This window comes from Haloarcula halophila (genome assembly GCF_029278565.1).
Taxonomy (GTDB): domain Archaea; phylum Halobacteriota; class Halobacteria; order Halobacteriales; family Haloarculaceae; genus Haloarcula; species Haloarcula halophila.
The window spans coordinates 534,655-556,156 of record NZ_CP119559.1 but is presented as its reverse complement, the minus strand read 5'-3'; the positions used below and the strand labels follow the sequence as shown (position 1 = coordinate 556,156).

Genomic DNA, 21,502 nt, shown 5'->3' with positions numbered 1-21,502 from the left:
AAAAGCGGTTGCGTTCACTCCAGCGGTTCGGCTGCGTCCTGTTCGACGAGCGGATCGGCGTTGTCGGCCGGCAGCGTCACGACGTCGTCGGCCGAGAGGTCGTACTCGCGCTGGTCGACACCGAATATCTCGCCTACGTCGGCCGTGATCCGGACCGTTCGTCGGTCCACTGTCGTCTCACCGCCGTCCGGCTCGGGCCGCGGATCGCCCCCGGATTGTGGGCCGGACTCCGGAGACGAAGCGTCCTCGGCGTCCCCTTCGTCGGCGACCACCGCAGCCTCGTGTGGCGGCCGGTCGGCTCCGTCGTCGGTCGTCGAGGGAGTACCGGTCCCGTCGTCCGAGTGGCCTGGTCCTCCTCCCATCAGGTCGGCCGCGTCGACACCCGGCTCCGAGTCGGTCGGCTCCGTTGGGTCCGGTTCGGGGGTGTCACGGTCAGCCGGTGTCTGCTTCGGTGGCTCGTTACTCACGTCGACCGTCTCGTTCGCCTCGGACTGTTGCCCGTCGACCGCGCCGGTCGGGGCTTCGCCGGCGATGACATCCAGTACGTGCTGGCGGTTGTCCTCGATCGCCGTCACGAGCGTCTCGAACAGCCCCCGTTCCTCCTGGGTCAGTCCGCCGTCCTCGGTTGGCATGTCGGCCGCCGCGAGCGATGCCATCTTGACGATCTTGCCCACGCGACGCTCGTAGATCGCTTCGACGGTCTGTTCGGCGGTCTTGATGTCGTCGGTGAGGCGGTTGACCTCCGGGGAGTCGAAGGGGTCGTCGGCCTGGTCGGCCGCGCGTTCGCGCTCCTCGCGCAGTTGGTTGACGAACTGGCCAGCCTCCTCGTAGAACGTCGGGCGGAGCTGCTGAAGCTGGTCGGTCTGGCGCTCGCGGGACTGGACTGACTGGAGTTCGTCGAGATTCATTCCTGGCTCTTTTCAGCGCGCCCGCGGACCATCAGGAAGACGCCCACGGCCTCTGGTACCGTTACCTCTCTTTCCTCCAGTGTAAAACTATCGCCGTCGAGCTCGACCAGGCCGCCGTCTGTCACTTCGACGGTGATCTCGTGGCCGCGGAACGTCTCCGGGACGGCGTCGACCAGCGGGTCGAAGTCGCCGAGTTCGTCGCGGTCGATCCGTCTGACGGCCAGTCCGCTCCCACCGTGGAGCGATCCCGGGAGCCTGATGAGCCGGTTCGTGTCCGTCGTCACCGGCTCGTCGATCGGCGCGTTGTCGGCCGCGACCGCCTCGTGGACGACCAGTTTCGCGATCTGGAACACCGCCGGGTGAACGTCGATGTTCCCGGCTTCGAGTTCGTCGTAGTTGGTACGGGCTGCGGTCAGCGCGGCCTTCGCTTTCCCCTCGCCGATCCGGTCGTACTCCCGGAGCCGGGCGACGGCGTCGTCTTCGTCCATCGCGAGTAGGTCGTCGAACAGCGAGAGGAGCTGGCGGTGTGCCCGTGCGCTCCACCCGCCGCTCGTATCGAGCAGCCGTTTTTGGGCTGGACTGGACCGCCCCGCGGTCCCCGCGACGGCCTCGGCGGAAACGAGTTCCTCGAACTCCAGGCCGATCCCGCGGACGTAGTCGACGATCTCCCGGCGAGCGTTCCGTTCCAGCGTCTGGATCCCCTCGTCCCGGACGTGGACGTGGTACCCGCGACCCCCCGAGAAGACGATAGTCAGGTCCTCGAACCCGAAATCGTCTTCGAGAAAGTCCAGCAGTCGACGAAGCGCGTCCTGGCACTTCGCGAGCATCTCGGCGTAGCTGTCCTCGCCCAGCGTGACCGACGGGAGGTGGTCGGCGTCCAGGTCGAAGACCAGATCGGACGAGCGCCACCCCTTCTCGCTCATCTGTGAGGCGCCGGGGTCGTCGTACCGGCCCGCCGAGAAGTAGACGTGCCGTGGCCGGTCCCGTCCCAGGAACCCTTCGATGTCACCCAGGTCCAGCAGCGACTCGTGGCGGATCATCGTCTCCCCCGGCCCCTCCGTCCAGGGGATGTACCCCCACTCGCGCTCGTTTGCGGCCGGCGGCGGCGTCACCGACGCCTGTCGGTAGTGGTCGCCGAAGCGGCCTTTGAGATAGGTGCGCGTCCGCTGTTCCATCGGCTACCGGGTTGGGGTGGTCGATTCAAAAGGGTTCCCTTACCTGCGCAGCAGGCTGGTCAGTTTCTCCGTGATGGAGTCCTCACCGAGTTTCAGGTAGTAGGCGTCGCCGCCGTCCTCGTAGTAGTCGTCGATCCGCCGGCGGACCTCGAAGCCGATGTGGGTGTAGAACTCGATGGCCTCGCGGTTGGTCGTCCGCGCGTGACAGGTCACGCTCCCGTAGTCCTCGGCGACGCGGGCGACCAGGCGTTTCCCGAAGCCGTGGCCCCGGTACTCGCTGTCGACGGCCAGAAAGAGGATGTACCCGTCGCGCCGGACCGACGCGAAACCGACGAGACGGTCCTCCGAGCGGTCGACGTAGAGGTACACGCGCGACCGTCTGTAGGCGTTCTGGAAGAAGCCCCGCCGCTGTCTGAGGACACCTTCGGACTCACGGATCGACTCCTTGAGGCGCCAGGCTGCACCGACGTAGTCGTCGTCTCCCCTGTCGACGACCTGTGTTTCGACGTTGACGCTCACTGCCCCGTCTGTAACGGTGGCACGAATATAATTCCACCGACGACGCCTCAGACACGGGATTTCACAGCGCTGTCGGAACGACACCGCTCACCGATACTTGGCGGTCAGACAGGGTTAGGTGTCTCGGGCACGACGATCTAGTATGTCCACTGTGCAGTCCGCCGGCGATCTCGACCCGGTGAGCCTGTGGCTGACACTCGCCCGGAGCCACCCGGCACACGTCGACTACGTCACTGACGGCCCGGGAGCCGCGATCGATGCCGTCCAGTTCGTCATCGGCGTGCTCTCGAACCCGTTCAACGCGGCCCTACTCGCCCTCTCAGCGCTGGCGGTGACCGGCGGGCTGGCGGCCTATCTCTGGGTGCGGCCGACGATCACCGATATCGTCATCCTCCGGGAGAAACTCGCCGGCTACACGGACCTCGTCCCCTGGATGATCCGACTGAGCGTCGGGCTCCCGCTGGTCGGTGCAGGGTTTCAGGGCTACCTGTTCGCGCCCACGGTCGCTTTCGATACAGGCGCGAATCCCCTCGTCAGGCTGTTGTTCATCGGAGTCGGATTTCTCCTCCTGTTCGGGCTGGCGACCCGGATCGTCGCTACCATCGGCCTCGGAACCTACGGTTCTGCGCTGCTGGTCGACCCTGGGGTCGTCCTGGCGCTGGAGTTCGTCCCCGCGTTCCTCGCGCTGGTGATCCTCGGCGGCGGGCGGCCCAGCGCCGACGATATGCTTCAAGCCGTCGCCAGCACCGAGGGGACCTACTACGGTCGTGTTGACCCGGTACATCTCCTCAAAGGGTACCTCGACGACGCGACACGACCCTACCGACGCTACGTCCCGACGATCGTTCGGGTCGGGATGGGCGTGTCGTTTATCTACCTCGGCTTGATCCAGAAACTCGCCCAACCTGGGAGCGGCCTGCTCGTGGTCGCGAAGTACAACCTCACGGCGGTCGTCCCGGTCGATCCGGGACTGTGGGTGGTCGGTGCCGGGCTGACCGAGATCGCCGTCGGAGCGGCACTGATCGTCGGCCTGTTCACCCGCGGGGCCGCTGCGGCGTCGTTCGTCCTGTTCACGACGACCCTCTTCGGACTCCCCGACGATCCGGTCTTGGCCCACGTCGCGCTCTTCGGTCTCGCTTCGGCCGTGTTCACCATGGGATCGGGACCGCTCTCGCTCGACTACGCGATCGGACGCCCGGCGGAGGACCCCGAGAACAGGGGCGGACTCGCGGCCGACTGATCGGCTCAGCCACCGGACCACTCGTCGAGCTGTGTCCGGTTTTCGCTCGTGTTGTAGTAGATCGTCACCGTATCCTGCTGGGTCACGTCCGCGCCATAGGCGTTGCCCGAACTCAGTTGGGCGATGTCCCCCGGACCGATGCGTGCCGACTCGTTGGTGTTTGCGACCTCGGCCCAACTGACGCTGTTCTGTGGCCCCTCGATTTCGAGATTCCCGGCTTCGAGTTCGTCACCCTGGGTGTGTGTGATAAGCAGGAGGCTGCTGTCCTGGACGTGGTCGAACGAGAAGTTCGCCTGGGGGCCGGCGTCTGCCTGTGTGTCGAACACCAACACGCTCAGGCCGACAGTGGCGGTCATCACGATCGTCATGCCGATGAGCACCGCGACACCGATCGATTCCGACATCCCGACCGAGTCACGCCAGAACTGGCCTCCCATTCGTGGTGTCGAGTACGTGAGCCCACGTAAAGTCTGTTCGGTCCAGGGGGGAAGACACATATCGGTCCGGGACACAGCCATCCACATGATAGACGAGACCGTCGAGCAGATCGAGGAGATGCAGACACACAGCTCATCGGTCGTCGCCGTCAAGGCCGCGGAGGCCCTGGAGACGCTCACACAGCGTGACTATCCCACCGTCGACGAGTACCTCCGGGCGCTGGAGCGAAACAGCAGCGCGCTCCGCCGTGCCAATACCTCTCACGCCTCGCTGTACACGACACAGCGACGGATCGTCCGGGAAGTGACGGAGGCCGACCCCGGAGACATCGAGACCGCCAAGGACCTGACTCGGAAGGCCGTCGACGCCGTCGTCGAGGACGTCGAGACGGCTAAGGAGGAAGCGGCCGCGCGTGCGGCCGACCTCATCGCCGACCACGACGTGTTGTTCACCCACGAGTACTCCACGACCGTCCTCGACGCCATCGACGTGGCGCTTTCCGACGGGGCCTCCTTCGACGTGTACGTCACCGAGTCACGACCGCGGTATATCGGCCGGAAAGCGGCCCGAAAGCTCGCCGACCGGGACGGTGTCGACGTAACGCTCATTGTCGACAGTGCCGCCGGCCACTACCTCACGGAGGCCGACCGCGTCCTCGTGGGGATGGACTGTATCGTCGACGAGACGCTGTACAACCGGGTCGGGACGTACCCGATCGCAGCGACGGCGGCCGACGTGGGCGTGCCGGTCACCGTGATCGGTGCTGCCGCGAAGTTCGCGGACGGCGCGTTCGCGTTCGAGAACGATTTCCGCTCGCCGACCGAAGTCATGCGGGAACCGGCAGAAGGGTTCGATATCGCCAATCCCGCCTACGACGCGACACCGACGCGGTTGCTCGACTCGGTTGTCACCGACGAGGGGATCACCGAGTACTGAGTTACCGGTCTGTCACGACCGCGTCACAGTTCGGACAGCACCGCCGCTCGTGGCTCCCCTGCTGACTGATCTCCCAGTCACCACCCACCGGATTCTCGTACCCACACTCCGTACAGAACAGCACGCTCTTGGAGCGAGCGCGGGACGGGCGCCTCGTCTGAGCCCGGTCGATCGAGTAGGTATCGGTGGCAGTCATCAGTGAAATGGAGGGGCTCTACGGCCAAATACCTGTTGGATGATTGTTTAATTATTCATTCGGTTGTGGCCCAATTATGGGATAACATTCCTGATAAACCGAACTACATGGGATCACATATACATTCGGTCGTCGGGTACCCCGGTATCCCGTTCCGAATCGAGCCGCTCGGCGAGTGCCTGGTAGTGTGATTCGACACTCGCGGCGAACGCCTTCAGCGGTCCGGTGTCGATATCGATGTCGTGGACGGCCGACAGCACGTCGAGCAGGCGAAGCGCCGCAGCGGCGTCGGGGGTCTGTGCGTGGACAGGTGTCGTGAACACGCCAACGTCGAGGCCCGCATCCTCGATCCCCCGATCGAGTAGTTCGGCCGGGAGCCCGTCGATGTAGCCGTTCCCCATCGGGCGGATGTCGGCCGTTTCCAGGAACGACGATCTGTACCCCTCCGTTGCGATGTAGAACGGGACGTGGTCGTCCGGCCCGTGTGCGACCGGGACGCCCGAGAGGATCACGACCGTCTCGGTCTCGGTCCGCTCACAGAGGCGCTCGATCGCGTCGGCGACTCCGGTCGCCGCTTCGACGGTCACCATCCGTTCGCCGACGACGACGCCGATCGATCGCTCGGTATCGACGGACAGCCGAGTGTGATGGCGTGGACTGCCGTCCTGAAACGGCGTGATCACCGGCTGGTCGCCGCCGGTCAGGTAGCCCACCTGCTCCATCGGGCGCTCGTCCGTGAGGTAGTCGACGGCGGTCAGCCCCGCTAACCCGTACGTCGAGACGCCGACGATGAGTGTCTCGACGGGTTCGGGCGAGGTGGTCAGTTCGAACCGTGGGTGTTCGGCCATACTGTCCCTGTCTGTCGGCGTGTGGTAATCAGTTGCGGAGGGGGAACGCTTTTCTCGGGGGGTCGTACACTGGTAGACATGGGTGCTGTCTCGTTGTTGCTGCAGACGCCGACTCCGTCGCCGACCCCCGATCCATCCACGACGACGTTCGGTGGTCTCTTGCCGGTCGCGATTCCGGTGTGGCTCGGCCAGATCTTCCAGACGATCGTCGTGTTGATCGGGGCGTATCTGGCGTCACGGATCGTCGTCCAACTCCTCGGGCGGCGGGTCGCACAGCGGTTCAAGCGGCCGAGTCTGACCCGCACCGTCCTCCGGGGGATTCGTGCGGGTGTCTTCCTGCTCGCGCTGCTGTCGATCATGAACATCTGGGGGCTCGCCATCGGCGAGATCGGACTCTCCGTCGCGGTCTTCTCGGCGGTCATCGGTGTCATCGTCGCTCCGATCGTCGGGAGTTTCGTCTCCGGCGTGTTCCTGCTGGCCGACCAGCCCTACGAGATCGGGGATATGATCGAACTCGCCGACACGGACGAACGAGGGTTCGTCGAGGACATCACGCTCCGGCACACGAAGATGTTCACGCTCGACAATACGTTCCTGGTCATCCCGAACGGTTCGATGCGGGACCGTGACGTGGTGAACTACTCCGCCGAGGACTCGCGGACGCGCCTCTCGCTCGACGTCCTCGTCACCTACGAGAGCGACATCGAGGAGGCACGTCGACTGATCGAGGAAGCAGCACGCGAGGTCGACAACGTCATCGGCGGCGGGCCGAACATCCGGGTCGGCGCGGCCCGATACCCCTCTGCGCCGACCGCGTACATCAACACATTCGGTGACCACGGCGTCCTGCTGACGCTGCGGTACTGGGTGACCGAACCCTACAAACTGCTGGCGGCCCGCTCGAAGGTCCAGACGAACGTCTGGACTCGGCTGGAGGACGCCGACGTGGAGATCGCCTACCCCCACTCGCACCTGTACTTCGACGACACGAGCGGGCAACTCCAGGTCTCGATGGACGAACAGGACGGGACGGCGGGTGACCCTGCTCAGTTCTCGGAGGACGCGGAGTACCGCGAGGGCTGACTGTCGGGGTTGACGGTGACGATGTCACAATCCAGTTCCTCCCGGAGGAACTGTTCGATGTTCGGGTCGTCGACGAGTCGTCGGATCATCTGTCGCCAGCGGCTGACCTGTTTGTCCCCGATGACGACCACGTCGGCCCCCTGTGCTGCCACCTCGTCTAAGATCGTCTCCTCGACGAGCATCCCCGACCGGACGATGTAGCGTGACCGGGGGAGGTGACCGAACTCCTCCTCGACCGTTGCCTTGAGTTCCGCACGCGAGACGTTCTGTCCGTTCTGGTAGAGATTGACGTGTAGAACCGTGAGATCAGCGTCGGTAGAGTCGGCGATCCGGATTCCCTCCGCGAGTGTCGCCCGCGAGTTCGCCGAGAGCGGATACCGGACCGGGACGACGACCTGTGTCATTGACCGTGCGTTCGATTGCGGGGGGTAAAACCCTAGCGGCGCAGGACTCGTCCCTCGACGGACGGGTCGATACCGACCGCCCGGGCGTAGTCGGCCAGCACCTCGTACTGGAGTTTCGTCTTCTCGACCCGATTGGCGTCGGTCAGGACCGGGAACTCCATGGCGGACGTGAGTACGTAGTCCGTCGTCGCGAGGGTGTACGTCCGGTCGTCCTCGACCGGTTCCCCGCCGACTGTGAGCCGATCGACTCTACGGCGTTCCCGGTTCCAGACGACTTCCAGTCCGCTGACGTGTGCGTGCCACCACGCCGAGTCGCCGTAGTCGACGACCTGGCCGCTGGCCTGTCGGCACAACCGACGGAGTTCCGCCCCGGTGACCCTGGCGACGGTGACCGGTTCCTCGAAGGGGACGACCGAGACGAGATCCGCCACGGTCACCGCGCCCGACAGCGGCGTCTCGTCGGTCCTGACACCGCCGGCGTTCTGCAATCCGATGTCCGCCCCGGTGTACCAGCGATAGGCGTCGGCGACGAGGTTCCCGATCCGACTCTCCCCACCCTTGGTCGCCTGCCGGGACCGGGAGATCGGTTCGTCGACGTGGGCGACCGTCTCCGTCAGACCCGACCGGTCGAGTCGCCGTTCGATCGCCCGGGCGACCGACGCTTCGACGGTGTCCGTTCCGTCGACCGTCCGAAACGCGGCAGTCGGCTTCGAACCGCCGAGATCGACTTCGACGACGGTGTGGCCGTTCGATTCGGGGCGAGCGAGGAGGGTGCCATCGATCCGTGTCACCCGTCGCTCGTGGACGTGGCCCCCGAGGATCACGTCCACGTCACAGCGCCGGGCGAGTTCGTCGTCGCCCCGGCCGAGATGTGAGAGGACGACGACCTGCTCGGCCCCGCGAGCCTCCAGTGCGTCCACGGCGTCGGCGACGGCCGGGACGGGGTCGGTGACTGCAAGCGGTGCCGCACCCGGACTCGTCGCCTCGGTATCGGGGGTCGTCACGCCCACCAGACCGATCCGGACCCCGTCGACCGTTCGGAGCGCCCAGGGTTCGGTCTCGGCGGCCGCGAACCGATCCCCGTCCTCGCGGACGTTCGCCGTGAGCCACGTCTGTGGCGATTCCTCGATGATGTCCCCGATGGCCTCGACACCGTGGTCGAAATCGTGGTTCCCGAAGGTCTCGAAGGCCGGCTTGACCGCGTCGAACAGTTCCAGGGATTGCCGTCCGTCGGTCACGAGCGAGAGAACGCCGGGACCGGTGTTGTCGCCGGTCCCGACGACCAGCGCGTCGGAGCCATCGAGGGCGTTCAGTGTTCCGGCCAGGCGGGCCAGGCGCTCGGGGTCGTCGTGGGCGTTTTCCACGTCGGAGTAGTGGACGAGCCGCGGACTCATCGGATGGATGTGGGTGGCCGAGCCGGATAGCCGTTCCGCAGTCGTTTAGCCGCTGGCCCGCGACTGTCCGGTATGGAACAGCGAGAGGGACCCGACGGCGAGACGCTGTTCGTCGACCGCGAGGACGACGATATCGGCACCAAAGCACCGTTTTTCGTCGTCTACGTGGACGCCGACCGCGAGCGCCGCTGGGGATTCTTCTGTGGCAACTGCGAGACGTTCAACAACGCGATGGACTCGATGGGGCGTATCCAGTGCAACGACTGTAGCAACCTCCGCAAGGCCGAGGAGTGGGACGCCGCCCACGAGTGACCTCTCAGACCGAGCCCAGCGCCGTCGCCTCCGGCGCTTCGAACAACTCCGCGACCGCCGCCGAGGTGTCGGTCCGTTCGCTGGCGTTCTCCAGCAGGACCGTCTCGCTGGGGAACAGCCGCTCGCCCAGTTCGAGCCCGTGGTCGTGGGCCGTCGATCCGGTCACCGTGAGGTAGACGCCGATCCCGGTAGCGGCGATGCCGGCCTCCTCCTCGACGCCCTCCGCGGGGTAGGTGAAGCCGATCCCGTCGAGTGCTGCCGTCCCCAGGATCGCTTCGACCAGACGCTCGTACCGGGGCGAGATACAGAACTCCCCCTCGTAGTTGGCGACGAACGCCCGGTCGAGCGGTCCGTCCTGGCTGTCGATGACCTCCGGCGTCGCGAGCAGCGTGTGATACACCGTATCGCCGAGGCCAGTCACGACCCGAACGTCGGTGTCCAGCGGATCGATGCGGTCGTTGATCTCCGCGATGCTCGTCAGTGCCTCGTCGCGCAACTGGACGACCTCTTCGAGGACAAGGTCGGCGCTGTCGAACCCGAGCGCGAACTCGTGGGTCCGCAGCGCACGGAACGGCTCTTCCCGGCCGATCAACTGGACCTCGCCCGCCGCGGTCGGGACGGTGACGCTGTCGAAGACGATCCGGCGGGGCATCCCGTCCCGGTCGTCCCGCAACATCGAGAACTCCGGTTCGGTCGGGTCTGACAGCGTCGAGTACGACGAGAGACGATCGTAGACGTCCCGGTCGGTCGACTGGTTACCCTTGGTGACGGCCTTCTCGTAGCGCAGTGTCGAGATGATGTCGTCCGCCAGTTCGGTCGTCCCGGTCCGGGCGGCGAGCCGTTCGAGGACCGCTTCGAGAGGCCGCCCCTTACGTGGAACGGCCACTCTAGTCGTCGTCATTGTCGGTAGGCAAGACAGGGATCGGTAAAACGAGTTCGATTAGGTGCCGCCGCCGATGACCGACGAGAGCTGTTCGCGCCACTCGTTGAGCTCGACGATCTCGTTTTCGAGTTCGGCGAGCCGCTCGTCGATCTCACCGTCGCCCATCTCCTCGCGCACCTGCTCGACTTCGGACTCTATGTCGGAGAGTTGCTCGTCGAGTTCGGCGATCTGGGCGTCGAACTCGTCGACGTCGTCCTCGACGGTTCGGAGGCTGTTGCCCATCGAGTTGACCTCGGACCCGATCTCCTCGACGTCTTCTTCGACCAGCGATACCTCCTTTTCGAGGCTCTCGACGCCGGAGTTGGCCGACTGGGCGGTCGAGCGAGCGCTCTCGATCTCGGACTCGAAGGAGTTCAGTTCCGTCTCGAACTCTTCGAGACGTTGGCCGAACTCCTCGATCATCTCGTCGCCGGTCCCGTTCTCTTCGAGGAACTCTTCGAGGGCGTCGGTGTAGGCGCGTAGATCCGCGATATCCCCCTGGAGCCGTTCGATCTTGGCCTGTATGGCACCGTCCGTATCGCTTCCGCTGTCACTCTCCTCGTCCGAGACCGCGTCCAGCGCCCGCTGAAGTAGTTTCACGTCGTCCGGCGAGACGTTGCTGTTACGGATCTCGTCGGCCATCGCGGCGATGACGGTCCCCTCACCGACGTCTCCGTTCGTCTCCGCGTCCCCGCTTTCGGGCTCGCCGTCGTCGTCGTCCGCCGACGTGGACGCGCCGCCGGCTTCCGGTGTCCCGGTTCCGTTCGGGTCTTTCAGATCGAGGGTCTCGATGTCCTCGTCCTCCTCGTCCTCTTCTAGCCCCGGAACGCTGTCCGCGTCGCCGGCGATGACGTCCTTGACGGCGTCGTCGCCGCCGCCGACGAGGGTATCTTCGTCATCGTCGAGTGGCGGACTGACCGATTCGATCTCGGGTTCGGTGAGGAACTTCTCGACGTCGTCGGTTCCCGTCGCACGGATTCCGTACACCGTGGTGTACTCGGAGTCGGCCTGGATCTCCTTCTCGAAGGCGATGCGGTCCTCGTTGATATCCCAGTATTCGCTCCCGTACTCCGGGTGGAAGCCCAGATCCTCGACGGCGACGTCCTCTGGAACCGTATCCACCAGACGAATGGTCACCGGCTCGGAGCGTTTCGACACGACGTTGAACGCGATCGCCGGGACGGGAAACTCGTCGGCTTCGAACCGCTTCGTGACGATTACCCCATCCGAGCTAACCGTGACTTCTTCGTATGTTTGTGCATCACTCATGTATTCTACTGCGTGACCCTACAGTAATAAATATGCATTGTATAGGCAATCCGACACCACCGACGTGAGGGAAGGGCCGTCTACAGGTCCACTCGGTCGCCGATCTTGGCGATCCGTAACGAGTCGGGATAGGCGAAGCTACTGGCGTGGTTGTGCAAGACAGTGGGTTCGGTCGTCATCCCCTTCCACATGTCCCAGTGGCTCGGCAACAGCGTATCGAGTCGGAGTTCGTTGGCCGCCTCGACGATCATGTTCTCGTCGTTGTACCACTTGGTACGGACCGGTTCGCCGGTCTCCGAATCGTCGATGTTGCCGATCGCACCGAACGCCAGGACGCCCAGGTCGATGTCGTAGGACTCGCCCACGGACTCGAACGCGCCCGGCCTGGCGTCGCCGCCGTGGAAGAACGTCCCGGCGTCGTGTTCGAAGACGTACGAGACTGGGTGGGCGGCGTCGGGGTCGTTGGCCGGCTCGACGTGGATCGTGAGGTCGCCGATCTCGATCGTGTCCCCCTCCGTCACCTCGTGGAGTTGGTCGTCGGTCACCGACCAGTTGTCCGTCCAGCCTTCCTCGTGGATCACGTCGTGGCCGCTGTCGGTCGTGTAGTAGTCCGCACCCGTCCCCGCGAGGATCGGTGCCTGCGAGGGACCGTGGACGTGGTCCGTATGCTCGTGTGTCCCCAGCACTGCGTCGGCTTCGGAGACGTCCTCGGGGTTGAACGGCACCGGTACCATCCGGACGGTCCGTGGCGGGTCGCCGATCCCCAGATACGGGTCGATGAACACCGTCGTTTCGCCGCTGGATTTGACGATGAAGCCGTTACAGCCGAGATACCAGATCGCAAGTCCGTCGGGATCGGCCGCTTCTACCTCGCGCAAGAGCCAGTCGTCCCAGTCAGAATCGACAGTCATGGGGCTCACTGCACGTGGGGGCGATTAAACCGTTACGGGTCGGCTAGCCGATCCGTTCAGTCGGCGAACTCGGCGAGTCGATCGTCACCGCGTCCACCGGCGGAAACGACCGCAGCGGCTCCGAGCCAAGCAGCTATGCGGTTCGACGAAGCTCGGACGCGTCGGGCTAACCGACGACTGTGACGGTCTGTCTCGCGTCCCGACGGAACGGCGTTACGCCAGCGCGTCGGCGAGCCGTTCGACGGGGTGGGGCGGTTCCTCGCCGTCACCGAGCGGGCGGTCGGCCAGTTGCGTCCGGCAGGAGGCACCGGGGGCGACCACCGTCTCGCCGTCGCTCTCGGCGGTCTGCTCGTAGAGGATGCCGGCGATAGCCTTGCTCATGGAGTAGTGTTCGGCCTCGTAGCCGAAACTGCCGGCCATGCCACAACAGCCCGAGTCCAGTGGGTCGACCTCGTAGCCGGCCCGCCGGAGGACGCCGACGGCGTGGTGGTCCTTCTTCGTCGCCTTCTGGTGACAGTGGCCGTGGTAGGTCAACGACTCGTCCGAACCCGTCCAGTCGACGCCGCTATCCAGCGCGAACCGGTCGAGGTACTCACAGACCCCGAAGCTGTTGGCCGCGACCGTCGTCGTCGCGTCGTCGTCGTGACCCAGCAGGTCCAGGTAGTCGGACTGGAACATCACGGCGTCGGAGGGCTCGACGACCACGATGTCCCACCCGTCCGCGACGCGATCAGACAGGGCGTCGACGTTCGTCCGCGCCCTGGCCCGTGCTTTGTCGATAAACCCCTTCGAGTGGGCGGCCCGACCCGAGGCGGTGACGTCTCCCGGTACCCCGACGTGGACGCCGGCGGCCTCCAGCACCTCGACGGCCGCTCGCAACACCTCCGGATGGCTGTAGTTGTTGTACGTATCCGGGAAGAGGAGCGCACGCCGCTCGGCCTCGGCGGCCGGGACCGCCGGCTCACGACCCGCCCACCAGTCTTCGAAGGACTGCCGCCGGAACGTCGGCAGGTCCCGTTCGCCGGCGATGCCCAGCACGTTCTCGGTCACGAGGTCGCTGCCCGGGAGCCGCTGCGCCCAGTTCGACACCGGCGCGAGCGCGCTGCCGATCTTCGAGAGCGTCTCGACGTTGGCGAACACCTTGTCACGGAGGCTGGCGCCGTGTTCCTGGTGGTGAGCGTGTTCGACTTCGGTCTTGAGTTTCGCCATGTCGACCTCGCTGGGACAGTCCCGCGCACACCCCTTACAGCCGATACAGAGGTCCATCACCTCCGAGACGAACGCCTCGTCGGTCGGGTCATCGGGGAGGTCCCCGCTCATCGCCGACCGGAGCATGTTCGCCCGGCCGCGCGTCGCTGTCACCTCCTCGTCGGCGGCCCGGTAGGTCGGACACATCACGCTGCCGGTGGTCTCCTGTGGACCGCGACAGCCCCCACAGCCGTGACAGAGTTCGACCATCCCCTGCATGCCGTTCTCGTTGGTCCAGTCAAGCGCCGGGTCGAAGTCGTACTCGAACTCGTAGTCGGGCGAGAACCGCAAGTTCTCGGTCATGTCGACGGTCTGTGCCCGCGGGGGTGCCTCGCCGGCGTCGACGGCCGCCTCGTCGACGCCGACGACCTGGCCGGGGTTCAACAGCCAGTCCGGGTCGAAGGCGGTCTTGAGGTCACGGAACACCCCCCAGACGTGGTCGCCGTAGAGTTTGTGGTTCCACTGGGTCCGGGCGCGGCCGTCGCCGTGCTCCCCGGAGACGCTGCCCCCGTACTCCCGGACGAGATCGGTCGCACCGTCGGCGATGGCCTCCATCCGGTCGACTCCTTCGACGGTCTTGGTGTCGACGAGCGGTCGGATGTGCAAGCAGCCAGGCCCGGCGTGGGCGTAAAAGGAGGCGAAGGTACCCTCGTCCTCCAGGAGGTCCTGGAAGTCGCTGACGTACTCCGGGAGGTTCTCGGGCGGCACCGCGGTGTCCTCGATGAAACTGATGTGTTTGGCGTCGCTGGTCCGGGACAGCAGGATCGGGAGGCCCGACTTCCGGAGCTTCCAGAACCGCTCGCGCTCGGCCTCGTCGTGGGCTTCCCGGCCGTGGAAGGCACCGACGGGTGCGGCGGTCAGGTTCTCGGCGTCCTCCTGTGGGACGCCCACGGTAGAGACGCCACCCACGCGGTCGGCCAGTAGGTCCGCGACCTTCTGTTTGCCCGCCGCCGTGCTGTCGGCGTAGAACTCCACGAGTAAGACCGCGCCGGTCCCCTCCGGCACGATGTCGGCGACGAGGTCGCCGAACTCCTCGGTGTCGCCGGCCAACTCCAGCAGTACGTCGTCGAGCACCTCGACCGCGGCGGGATCGTGTTCGAGGATCGGCGCCACGTCCGCCATCGCCGTCACGAGGTCCTCGAAGGCCAGCAGCGCCAGGGACTTCGTCTCCGGGATCGGTTCCAGCGAGACCGTCGCCTCGGTGACGATCGCCAGGGTCCCCTCGCTGCCGGCCAACAGGCGCGCGACGTTGACCGTGTCGGGGTCGCCGTACTCACCCTCGACCTCGGCGATCAACCGGTCGAGGTTGTACCCCGAGACGTTGCGTTTCAGGTCGGGGAAGGCGGCGTCGATCTCGTCGCGCTCCTCGTCCAGGATGCGGACCAGTTCGGCGTAGATGCGCGCTTCGAGGTCGCCGTCCGGATCGGCAGCCGTCCGAAGTTCGTCGAGAGTCATCTCGCCGAACTCCGTCACTGTCCCGTCCGCGAGGACGGCCTCGCATTCCTCGACGTAGTGGTCTGTCTTCCCGTACTGCAGGGAGTGTGCGCCCGTCGAGTTGTTGCCGATGGCACCGCCCAGCGCGGACTTGTCGCCCCAGGCGGGGTCCGGGGCGAACTTCAGATCGTGCGTCGCGAGTTCGGCGTTCAGATCGCCAAGCGTCGTCCCCACCTCGGCGACCGCCCGCCGTTCGTCCGGGTCTACCTCGAGCAGCGAGTCCATGTAGCGCGTGAAATCGAGCACGACGGCCTCGTTGACGGCCTGGCCGGCGAGGCTCGTCCCGCCGCCCCGCGGGAGGACGGGTATCTCCCGCTGTGCGCAGTAGGAGACGACCGCGGCCACGTCGTCGGTCGACCGCGGGTAGACCACGCCGACGGGCGTCATCTCGTAGGCGCTGGCGTCGGTCGCGTACAGCTCCCGCGAGTAGTCGTCGAACCGAACGGTCCCCTCGATGCGTTCCGTGAGGTCCGCGACGAGTGCCGGACGGGCGACGCTGTCGGACTGGTGGTCGTAGTCGGCCCGTTCGTCGTCGGCCGGCTCACCGCGTGGCCCCTGCTCGGTTGCGCCCATGTACTGGCCTTCGGACGGGACGACGTTATACTGTCGGCTACCGTTACTGGATGTAGGAGGGGTCCTCGTCGTCGCAGTTGGACTCGTGTTGCCGGGCGTCGTCCTGGTCGTCGAACATGAGTCCACAGGATTCACACTCGTACCAGGTCATCCCGTCGCGTTCGGTAGCGACTACCATACTCGAAGCTCCGAGGGCCTGTCGTATAGTGTTTTCCCGTGACACGAGCGACGGGTGTCGCTGTCGAAACCAGCCCGGGAGCCGACTTGTGGGCGTTGTTGCAACACTCGGCCGGCGACACATTTCGTACGGGTCCGGTCAGTAAGGGGGAAGACGGATAACAGACAGTTCAGGTGGAGGCAGAACGTCCGTTAGCAGCGTGGACTCCGATACGGTAGATGACGATAGCAACAAGTTCGGCGACAACGACTCCGAGGACAGTATTGAACACGAACGCGAGCCCCACTCCCAGTAGGAAGACGGATACTCCCGGGACTAACGGGGCGCGTGAGCCGGACTCTTTTGCCTCAGCGTAAACGAACGACGAGACGAGGGCCTGTACGACGAGAAATACGAGGAAGCCGAGGCCGAACGCGGGCATAGCGATTCGTTCTTTCTGATCGTATAAGTATTTTCGGCGACAATTGATGCGACACCCGGCGAAGGGATACCCGCTAATTGCGCAGCTCTCATCCACCGACTATTTTATATAATCGACTGTCCGAAAATAGGGTTTCGACGGAGCCAACTGGCGGTCTCAGTCGTCGGCGGGAGCCGATCCAGTGCTCGGTTCGCGCTGTGTCGTGGCGACGGTCCGCTCGTTGGCGGCGACCCACCGCAACAGGAGGAAGGCGAACACGTACTTCGCGAGGATGTCCAGCGCGGAGTAGCCCCACGAGGTGACCCCGACCGACTGGACCAGCGCGAGCCCCTCGACGCCGACCGCCCAGATGATCGGGTACCCCAGCCACAACACGACCGTCAGGACCCGGAGGGTACCGAAGATCTCGCCCGTTCCAGCGTCGGCGGCGGCCGTCGGCCACTCCGTCAGGAGGGCGTAGAGGACGACGACGAAGAACGCACAGCTGACAGCGTAGAACAGCCAACGGAACAGATACGAGGAGGTGATCAGTGCCGCCGCGAGCCCGGTCACACACATCCCGATGTCGGCAGTGATGACGGTAAAGAGACTGCTCCGGTCGACGTCCGCGAGCAGTCCCAGCGCGAGCAGGATCATCGGCGTCGAGAGCGCCCAGGTGAGATACCGGCCCCACTGGCTCATGACCTCCTCGCCGGCCAGGGCGTGGCCGGCCGGCATCTCGATGAATCCGACCGTCAGCCCCGAGAGCAGGCCCAGATAACTGGAGATCGAGACCAGCGGGATCAGCAGCGTCGCGGCCCAGATGAACCGGGCGCGGTCGCTGGTGACGTTCCGGCCCATGTAGACGAACAGAAGAATCGATACCCCCGCGAGGGCGATGTTGACCCACAGCGACGAACTCAGCAACGCGTCGTTCTGTATCTGTGCGAACGCTTCCCCCTGTGTCGCCTGTAACAGGATGCTGCCTGCGTCTACTGTGTTTATGAGTGGCATACTCACACCACTTCGAGTCTCAGACGTATAAACACAGAAGGTAACTGATGGGGGTCGACCGGACACGTCGGGGATTCGATCGCCTGTCGAGGGGCAGTCCTCGGACGGCCCGCCCTTCGGGTTCCACACCGGAAACGGCGTGCCGTCTTGCCGACACAACGGGAACGCTGAAGAGTCTCGACCGGCTACGCGGCGGCATGAACGGGTCCCCAGACGGCGGTATCGAACTCACGGTCGAGGGAGCGAACAAGCGCGACGCCGGGCGTGGCATCGCGCGGCTCCCCGAGTCCGTGCGAAGCAGGCTCGGCGTACTGAGCGGTGATCCCGTCATCGTCGAGGGCAACAAGACGACCGTGGTGAAGGTGTGGCCGGCCGACGACGGCGGCCAGTTCGTCCGGATCGACTCCGACACCCGGGCGAACGCCGGCGTCAACATCGGCGACACCGTCAGCGTCCGGCAGGGGTCGGTCACGGAGGCGGTCGACATCACGGTTCAGCCGGCCGACCCCCTCCCGGGGACGGAGGAGTACGAACACACCGTCCGCTCGCGGCTCGTCGACCGGATGGTCCGGGCCGGCGAGCGGGTCCACGTCGACGGGCTCGGTACCTTCCTCGTCCGGTCGACGACGCCCGACGAGTCCGTCCGAGTCACCGACCGGACGACCGTCACGGTCCTCCCGCGGACGGACGACGCCGGCGGCTCCGACGCGACCGAACAGCCCGACTCGGCACCCGCCTCACAGGCCGAGTCCGACACCGGTGTCAGCTACGAGGACATCGGCGGGCTGGACGACGAACTTGATCGGATCCGCGAGATGATCGAGATGCCCCTCTCGGAACCCGAGCAGTTCCGTCGGCTGGGCATCGACCCGCCGAAGGGCGTCCTGTTGCACGGCCCCCCGGGAACGGGGAAGACGCTGATCGCCCGCGCGGTCGCCAACGAGGTCGACGCCTACTTCGACACCATCTCCGGGCCGGAGATCGTCTCGAAGTACAAAGGCGAGAGCGAGGAACGGCTCCGGGAGGCGTTCGACCGGGCGACCGCCAACGCCCCCTCGATCCTGTTCGTCGACGAGATCGACTCCATCGCCGGCTCCCGGGACGAGGACGCCGACATGGAGAACCGCGTTGTCGCCCAACTCCTGACCCTGATGGACGGCCTGGAAGACCGGGGTCGCGTGGTCGTCATCGGGGCGACCAACCGGGTCGACGCCGTCGATCCGGCGCTCCGGCGGGGCGGCCGGTTCGATCGGGAGATCGAGATCGGCGTCCCCGACGAACCCGGCCGACGGGAGATCCTGGACGTCCACACCCGCGGGATGCCGATGGCCGACGACGTGGACCTCGACCGCCTGGCCGCACAGACCCACGGCTTCGTCGGTGCCGACCTCGCCTCGCTGACGACGGAGGCGGCGATGGCGGCCCTGCGCAGGGAACACGACGACCCGGACGTGACCGGCCCCGACTTCGACACCGCGATGGCGACGGTCGAACCCAGCGCCATGCGGGAGTACGTCGCGGAGTCGCCGACGGTCACCTACGACGACGTGGGTGGGCTCGACGATGTCAAACAGACGCTCACCGAGGCCATCGAGTGGCCGCTGTCCTACGGCGAACTGTTCGCGGCGACCAACACCGATCCGCCGAGTGGCATCCTCCTCTTTGGCCCGCCGGGGACCGGGAAGACGCTGCTGGCCCGGGCAGTCGCGGGCGAGAGCGGCGTCAACTTCATCCACGTCGCCGGCCCGGAGATCATGGACCGCTACGTCGGCGAGAGCGAGGAGGCCGTCAGGGAACTGTTCGAACGCGCCCGCCAGACCGCGCCGAGCATCATCTTCTTGGACGAGATCGACGCCATCGCCAGCCATCGCGGCGACGGCAACGAGGTGACCGAACGGGTGGTCTCCCAGTTGCTGGCGGAACTCGACGGGATCACCGAGAACCCCAACGTCGTCGTCCTCGCGGCGACCAACCGCCGGGACATGATCGACGACGCGCTCCTGCGACCCGGGCGACTCGAACAGCACGTCGAGGTGCCGAACCCCGACCGGACCGCCCGCGAGGAGATCCTGGCGGTCCACGCGGCGGGCAAACCGATCGCCGACGACGTCTCGCTGTCCGAGATCGCCGAAGAGACCGGGGACCTCTCCGGGGCCGAACTGGAGGCCGTCGTCCGCGAGGCGTCGATGCTGGCGATCCGCGAGACCGCTGCGGAACTGGGTCCCGAAGAGGCGACCGAGCGGGCCGACGAAGTCGAGATCACTCCCGACCACTTCCGGCGGGCGCTGGACCGCGAGCGCTGACCCGTTCCACAGTCCGTTTTTGTGGGGTGTGTTGACGCATCTCTTTTATCGCTGGCACGCCAACTAGTCGGTATGACAGGTCAGCCAACCAGTTCGTTGCACCACTACGTCGACGGCGAGTGGGTGGCGAGCGACGACGGGGAGACCTTCGAGACCGTCGACCCGGCCACCGCCGAGACTGTGGCGACGGTCCAGATGGGGTCCTCGACAGAGATCGACCGGGCGGTGACGGCCGCCCGCGAGGCCGCCGACGAGTGGCGCGGACTGTCGTACATCGACCGGGCGGAGTTCCTCTGGGAGATCTACCACGAACTCCGCGAGCGGACCGACGAACTCGGCGAGATGGTCTCCCGTGAGTGTGGCAAGGAGATCAGCGAGGGGCGGGCAGACGTCGTCGAGGCCGCCCACATGGTCGAACTGGCCGCGGGCAACGCCCGCCACCCCCACGGCGACGTGGTTCCCTCGGAGGTGGCCAGCAAGGACTCGTACATGCGCCGGCGCCCGCGCGGCGTCGTCGGCTGTATCACCCCCTGGAACTTCCCGGTCGCGATCCCGTTCTGGCACATGGCGACCTCGCTGGTCGAGGGCAACACGGTCGTCTGGAAGCCCGCCGAACAGACCCCCTACTGCGGCCAGATCGTCGCGGAGATGTTCGACGACACCCCGATCCCCGACGGCGTGTTCAACATGGTCCAGGGGTACGGCGACGCCGGCAACGCCATCGTCGAGGACGACCGCGTCGACACTGTCCTGTTCACCGGCAGCGCAGAGGTCGGCCACAGTATCGACGAGAAGATCGGCGGCCGTCTGGGCCGAAACGCCTGCTGTGAGATGGGCGGGAAAAACGCCATCGTCGTCACCGAACAGGCCGACCTCGACATCGCCGTCCACTCCGCGGTGATGTCCAGTTTCAAGACGACCGGCCAGCGATGCGTCTCCAGCGAGCGACTGCTCGTCCACACCGACGTCTACGAGGCGTTCAAAACCCGGTTCGTCGATCTGGCACAGCGCGTGACCGTCGGCGACCCCTTGGAGGAGGAGACGTTCATGGGGCCACTCGTCGACCGCGAGCAGGTCGAGAAGTTCGCGCGCCACAACGACGCCGTCCGCGAGTCGACGGCGACGGTCCTCGTCGACCGTGAGGAACTCCCGGGAGCGGAACTCCCCGAGGGGCAGGAAGCAGGGTTCTGGGTCGGCCCGTTCGTCTACGAAGTCTCGCCGGAGACCGACCTCTCGGCGTACCACCAGGAGGTGTTCGGACCACACGTCGCCCTGGTCGAGTACGACGGCGGGGTCGAGCGAGCGGTCGCGCTCCAGAACGACACCGACTACGGGCTCGCCGGCGCGATCATCTCCGAGGACTACCGCCAACTGAACTACTACCGCGACAACGCGGCGGTCGGCCTCGCCTACGGGAACCTCCCGTGTATCGGCGCGGAGGTACAGTTACCGTTCGGCGGCGTCAAACAGTCCGGGAGCGGCCCGCCACACGGCCGGGAGGTCATCGAGGCCGTCACCGAGCGGACGGCCTGGACGTTGAACAACGCCAAGGAGATCCGGATGGCTCAGGGCCTCTCGGCCGATACCACGACTGACGAGGAGTGAGAGAAAGGCTGTCCGGACAGCCTTTGGCGGACGAGCGACGCCGGGTGGCCGAGCAGCGAGACGGGCTGTGTTGTTGCCGGGTACGACGTGAAAAGCGTCTCACCGGCAAACAACAGTTCTGGACCGAGCGTA

Annotated in this window: 21 protein-coding genes; 6 read left to right on the top strand and 15 right to left on the bottom strand. The window is 65.9% G+C overall.

Translation table 11 applies throughout. The annotated features are described in order from the left end of the window. Positions 1 to 14: 14 nt before the first annotated feature. Genes P0204_RS02945 through P0204_RS02935 form a run of 3 tightly spaced genes read right to left on the bottom strand, consistent with a single transcriptional unit; the run spans position 15 to position 2,602 of the window. Positions 15 to 908, bottom strand: coding sequence for a hypothetical protein (locus P0204_RS02945; protein ID WP_276221526.1), 894 nt, complete (start codon positions 906 to 908; stop codon positions 15 to 17). Further along, positions 905 to 2,083: a DNA primase small subunit PriS gene (gene priS / locus P0204_RS02940; RefSeq protein WP_276221524.1), complete on the bottom strand. Its 1,179-nt coding sequence runs from the start codon at positions 2,081 to 2,083 to the stop codon at positions 905 to 907. Before priS ends, P0204_RS02945 begins: the two co-directional genes overlap by 4 nt. A gap of 39 nt (positions 2,084 to 2,122) precedes the next feature. Continuing rightward, complete coding sequence (locus P0204_RS02935; protein ID WP_276221522.1) at positions 2,123 to 2,602, bottom strand: GNAT family N-acetyltransferase; 480 nt, start codon at positions 2,600 to 2,602, stop codon at positions 2,123 to 2,125. Between the two features lie 142 nt (positions 2,603 to 2,744). On the opposite strand from P0204_RS02935, the gene P0204_RS02930 reads away from it, so the two are divergent. Beyond that, complete coding sequence (locus tag P0204_RS02930) at positions 2,745 to 3,842, top strand: DoxX family protein (protein WP_276221520.1); 1,098 nt, start codon at positions 2,745 to 2,747, stop codon at positions 3,840 to 3,842. 5 nt (positions 3,843 to 3,847) lie between these two features. Here the strand turns inward: P0204_RS02930 and P0204_RS02925 are convergent, their stop codons facing one another. Next, a complete protein-coding gene (locus P0204_RS02925) occupies positions 3,848 to 4,279 on the bottom strand; it encodes a type IV pilin N-terminal domain-containing protein (protein ID WP_276221518.1) in 432 nt (143 codons plus the stop codon). Positions 4,280 to 4,364: 85 nt separating this feature from the next. Between P0204_RS02925 and P0204_RS02920 the strand changes: the two genes are divergently transcribed. Beyond that, positions 4,365 to 5,216 (top strand): eIF2B alpha/beta/delta subunit family protein, encoded by an 852-nt coding sequence (locus tag P0204_RS02920; protein ID WP_276221516.1) that lies wholly within the window; start codon positions 4,365 to 4,367, stop codon positions 5,214 to 5,216. A gap of 1 nt (position 5,217) precedes the next feature. Here P0204_RS02920 and P0204_RS02915 read toward each other — a convergent pair whose 3' ends face one another. Beyond that, complete coding sequence (locus tag P0204_RS02915) at positions 5,218 to 5,412, bottom strand: DUF8106 domain-containing protein (protein WP_276221514.1); 195 nt, start codon at positions 5,410 to 5,412, stop codon at positions 5,218 to 5,220. A gap of 113 nt (positions 5,413 to 5,525) precedes the next feature. Continuing rightward, a complete protein-coding gene (locus tag P0204_RS02910; RefSeq protein ID WP_276221513.1) occupies positions 5,526 to 6,260 on the bottom strand; it encodes a proteasome assembly chaperone family protein in 735 nt (244 codons plus the stop codon). A gap of 78 nt (positions 6,261 to 6,338) precedes the next feature. Here P0204_RS02910 and P0204_RS02905 point away from each other — a divergent pair, with 78 nt between their 5' ends. Next, positions 6,339 to 7,343, top strand: coding sequence for a mechanosensitive ion channel family protein (locus P0204_RS02905; protein ID WP_276221511.1), 1,005 nt, complete (start codon positions 6,339 to 6,341; stop codon positions 7,341 to 7,343). On the opposite strand, the gene P0204_RS02900 is transcribed toward P0204_RS02905, so the two are convergent. Next, positions 7,307 to 7,747 carry a universal stress protein gene (locus tag P0204_RS02900; protein WP_276221510.1) on the bottom strand — a complete coding sequence of 147 codons (441 nt, stop codon included), beginning with the start codon at positions 7,745 to 7,747 and terminating at the stop codon, positions 7,307 to 7,309. The genes P0204_RS02905 and P0204_RS02900 overlap by 37 nt on opposite strands. Positions 7,748 to 7,779: 32 nt before the next feature. Then, positions 7,780 to 9,141: a bifunctional metallophosphatase/5'-nucleotidase gene (locus tag P0204_RS02895; RefSeq protein WP_276221509.1), complete on the bottom strand. Its 1,362-nt coding sequence runs from the start codon at positions 9,139 to 9,141 to the stop codon at positions 7,780 to 7,782. A 72-nt stretch (positions 9,142 to 9,213) separates the two neighbouring features. Between P0204_RS02895 and P0204_RS02890 the strand changes: the two genes are divergently transcribed. Next, a complete protein-coding gene (locus tag P0204_RS02890) occupies positions 9,214 to 9,453 on the top strand; it encodes a DUF5816 domain-containing protein (protein ID WP_276221507.1) in 240 nt (79 codons plus the stop codon). A gap of 4 nt (positions 9,454 to 9,457) precedes the next feature. On the opposite strand, the gene P0204_RS02885 is transcribed toward P0204_RS02890, so the two are convergent. The 7 genes from P0204_RS02885 to P0204_RS02855 all read right to left on the bottom strand — a co-directional run bounded on the left by P0204_RS02885 (position 9,458) and on the right by P0204_RS02855 (position 17,462). Continuing rightward, a complete protein-coding gene (locus tag P0204_RS02885; RefSeq protein WP_276221504.1) occupies positions 9,458 to 10,354 on the bottom strand; it encodes a phosphoribosyltransferase HisG-related protein in 897 nt (298 codons plus the stop codon). Between the two features lie 39 nt (positions 10,355 to 10,393). Beyond that, positions 10,394 to 11,644 carry a coiled-coil domain-containing protein gene (locus P0204_RS02880; protein WP_276221502.1) on the bottom strand — a complete coding sequence of 417 codons (1,251 nt, stop codon included), beginning with the start codon at positions 11,642 to 11,644 and terminating at the stop codon, positions 10,394 to 10,396. A gap of 80 nt (positions 11,645 to 11,724) precedes the next feature. Then, positions 11,725 to 12,555 carry an MBL fold metallo-hydrolase gene (locus tag P0204_RS02875; protein ID WP_276221501.1) on the bottom strand — a complete coding sequence of 277 codons (831 nt, stop codon included), beginning with the start codon at positions 12,553 to 12,555 and terminating at the stop codon, positions 11,725 to 11,727. Positions 12,556 to 12,768: 213 nt separating this feature from the next. Then, a complete protein-coding gene (locus tag P0204_RS02870) occupies positions 12,769 to 15,870 on the bottom strand; it encodes an FAD-binding and (Fe-S)-binding domain-containing protein (protein ID WP_276221499.1) in 3,102 nt (1,033 codons plus the stop codon). A gap of 43 nt (positions 15,871 to 15,913) precedes the next feature. Continuing rightward, positions 15,914 to 16,048: a DUF7128 family protein gene (locus P0204_RS02865; protein ID WP_276221497.1), complete on the bottom strand. Its 135-nt coding sequence runs from the start codon at positions 16,046 to 16,048 to the stop codon at positions 15,914 to 15,916. A gap of 169 nt (positions 16,049 to 16,217) precedes the next feature. Then, complete coding sequence (locus P0204_RS02860; protein WP_276221495.1) at positions 16,218 to 16,469, bottom strand: hypothetical protein; 252 nt, start codon at positions 16,467 to 16,469, stop codon at positions 16,218 to 16,220. A 156-nt stretch (positions 16,470 to 16,625) separates the two neighbouring features. Beyond that, entirely contained in the window at positions 16,626 to 17,462 is an 837-nt protein-coding gene (locus P0204_RS02855) for a bacteriorhodopsin (protein WP_276221493.1), read from the bottom strand. Positions 17,463 to 17,659: 197 nt separating this feature from the next. On the opposite strand from P0204_RS02855, the gene P0204_RS02850 reads away from it, so the two are divergent. Together P0204_RS02850 and P0204_RS02845 are read left to right on the top strand one after the other, a co-directional pair. Further along, a complete protein-coding gene (locus P0204_RS02850) occupies positions 17,660 to 19,765 on the top strand; it encodes a CDC48 family AAA ATPase (protein ID WP_276221491.1) in 2,106 nt (701 codons plus the stop codon). Positions 19,766 to 19,837: 72 nt separating this feature from the next. Beyond that, on the top strand, positions 19,838 to 21,370 hold the full coding sequence (locus P0204_RS02845; RefSeq protein WP_276221489.1) for an aldehyde dehydrogenase family protein: 1,533 nt from the start codon (positions 19,838 to 19,840) through the stop codon (positions 21,368 to 21,370). The last annotated feature ends 132 nt before the right edge of the window (positions 21,371 to 21,502 follow it).

What these genes read in the sequence shown, in the direction of transcription:
- P0204_RS02850 (WP_276221491.1), top strand. Translation starts at nt 17,660, where the DNA reads ATGAACGGGTCCCCAGACGGCGGTATCGAACTCACGGTCGAGGGAGCG.
- P0204_RS02875 (WP_276221501.1), bottom strand. Translation starts at nt 12,555, where the DNA reads ATGACTGTCGATTCTGACTGGGACGACTGGCTCTTGCGCGAGGTAGAA.
- P0204_RS02925 (WP_276221518.1), bottom strand. Translation starts at nt 4,279, where the DNA reads ATGGGAGGCCAGTTCTGGCGTGACTCGGTCGGGATGTCGGAATCGATC.
- P0204_RS02860 (WP_276221495.1), bottom strand. Translation starts at nt 16,469, where the DNA reads ATGCCCGCGTTCGGCCTCGGCTTCCTCGTATTTCTCGTCGTACAGGCC.
- P0204_RS02930 (WP_276221520.1), top strand. Translation starts at nt 2,745, where the DNA reads ATGTCCACTGTGCAGTCCGCCGGCGATCTCGACCCGGTGAGCCTGTGG.
- P0204_RS02915 (WP_276221514.1), bottom strand. Translation starts at nt 5,412, where the DNA reads ATGACTGCCACCGATACCTACTCGATCGACCGGGCTCAGACGAGGCGC.
- P0204_RS02885 (WP_276221504.1), bottom strand. Translation starts at nt 10,354, where the DNA reads ATGACGACGACTAGAGTGGCCGTTCCACGTAAGGGGCGGCCTCTCGAA.
- P0204_RS02905 (WP_276221511.1), top strand. Translation starts at nt 6,339, where the DNA reads ATGGGTGCTGTCTCGTTGTTGCTGCAGACGCCGACTCCGTCGCCGACC.
- P0204_RS02945 (WP_276221526.1), bottom strand. Translation starts at nt 908, where the DNA reads ATGAATCTCGACGAACTCCAGTCAGTCCAGTCCCGCGAGCGCCAGACC.
- P0204_RS02910 (WP_276221513.1), bottom strand. Translation starts at nt 6,260, where the DNA reads ATGGCCGAACACCCACGGTTCGAACTGACCACCTCGCCCGAACCCGTC.
- P0204_RS02920 (WP_276221516.1), top strand. Translation starts at nt 4,365, where the DNA reads ATGATAGACGAGACCGTCGAGCAGATCGAGGAGATGCAGACACACAGC.
- P0204_RS02890 (WP_276221507.1), top strand. Translation starts at nt 9,214, where the DNA reads ATGGAACAGCGAGAGGGACCCGACGGCGAGACGCTGTTCGTCGACCGC.
- priS (WP_276221524.1), bottom strand. Translation starts at nt 2,083, where the DNA reads ATGGAACAGCGGACGCGCACCTATCTCAAAGGCCGCTTCGGCGACCAC.
- P0204_RS02880 (WP_276221502.1), bottom strand. Translation starts at nt 11,644, where the DNA reads ATGAGTGATGCACAAACATACGAAGAAGTCACGGTTAGCTCGGATGGG.
- P0204_RS02855 (WP_276221493.1), bottom strand. Translation starts at nt 17,462, where the DNA reads ATGCCACTCATAAACACAGTAGACGCAGGCAGCATCCTGTTACAGGCG.
- P0204_RS02845 (WP_276221489.1), top strand. Translation starts at nt 19,838, where the DNA reads ATGACAGGTCAGCCAACCAGTTCGTTGCACCACTACGTCGACGGCGAG.
- P0204_RS02870 (WP_276221499.1), bottom strand. Translation starts at nt 15,870, where the DNA reads ATGGGCGCAACCGAGCAGGGGCCACGCGGTGAGCCGGCCGACGACGAA.
- P0204_RS02900 (WP_276221510.1), bottom strand. Translation starts at nt 7,747, where the DNA reads ATGACACAGGTCGTCGTCCCGGTCCGGTATCCGCTCTCGGCGAACTCG.
- P0204_RS02865 (WP_276221497.1), bottom strand. Translation starts at nt 16,048, where the DNA reads ATGGTAGTCGCTACCGAACGCGACGGGATGACCTGGTACGAGTGTGAA.
- P0204_RS02895 (WP_276221509.1), bottom strand. Translation starts at nt 9,141, where the DNA reads ATGAGTCCGCGGCTCGTCCACTACTCCGACGTGGAAAACGCCCACGAC.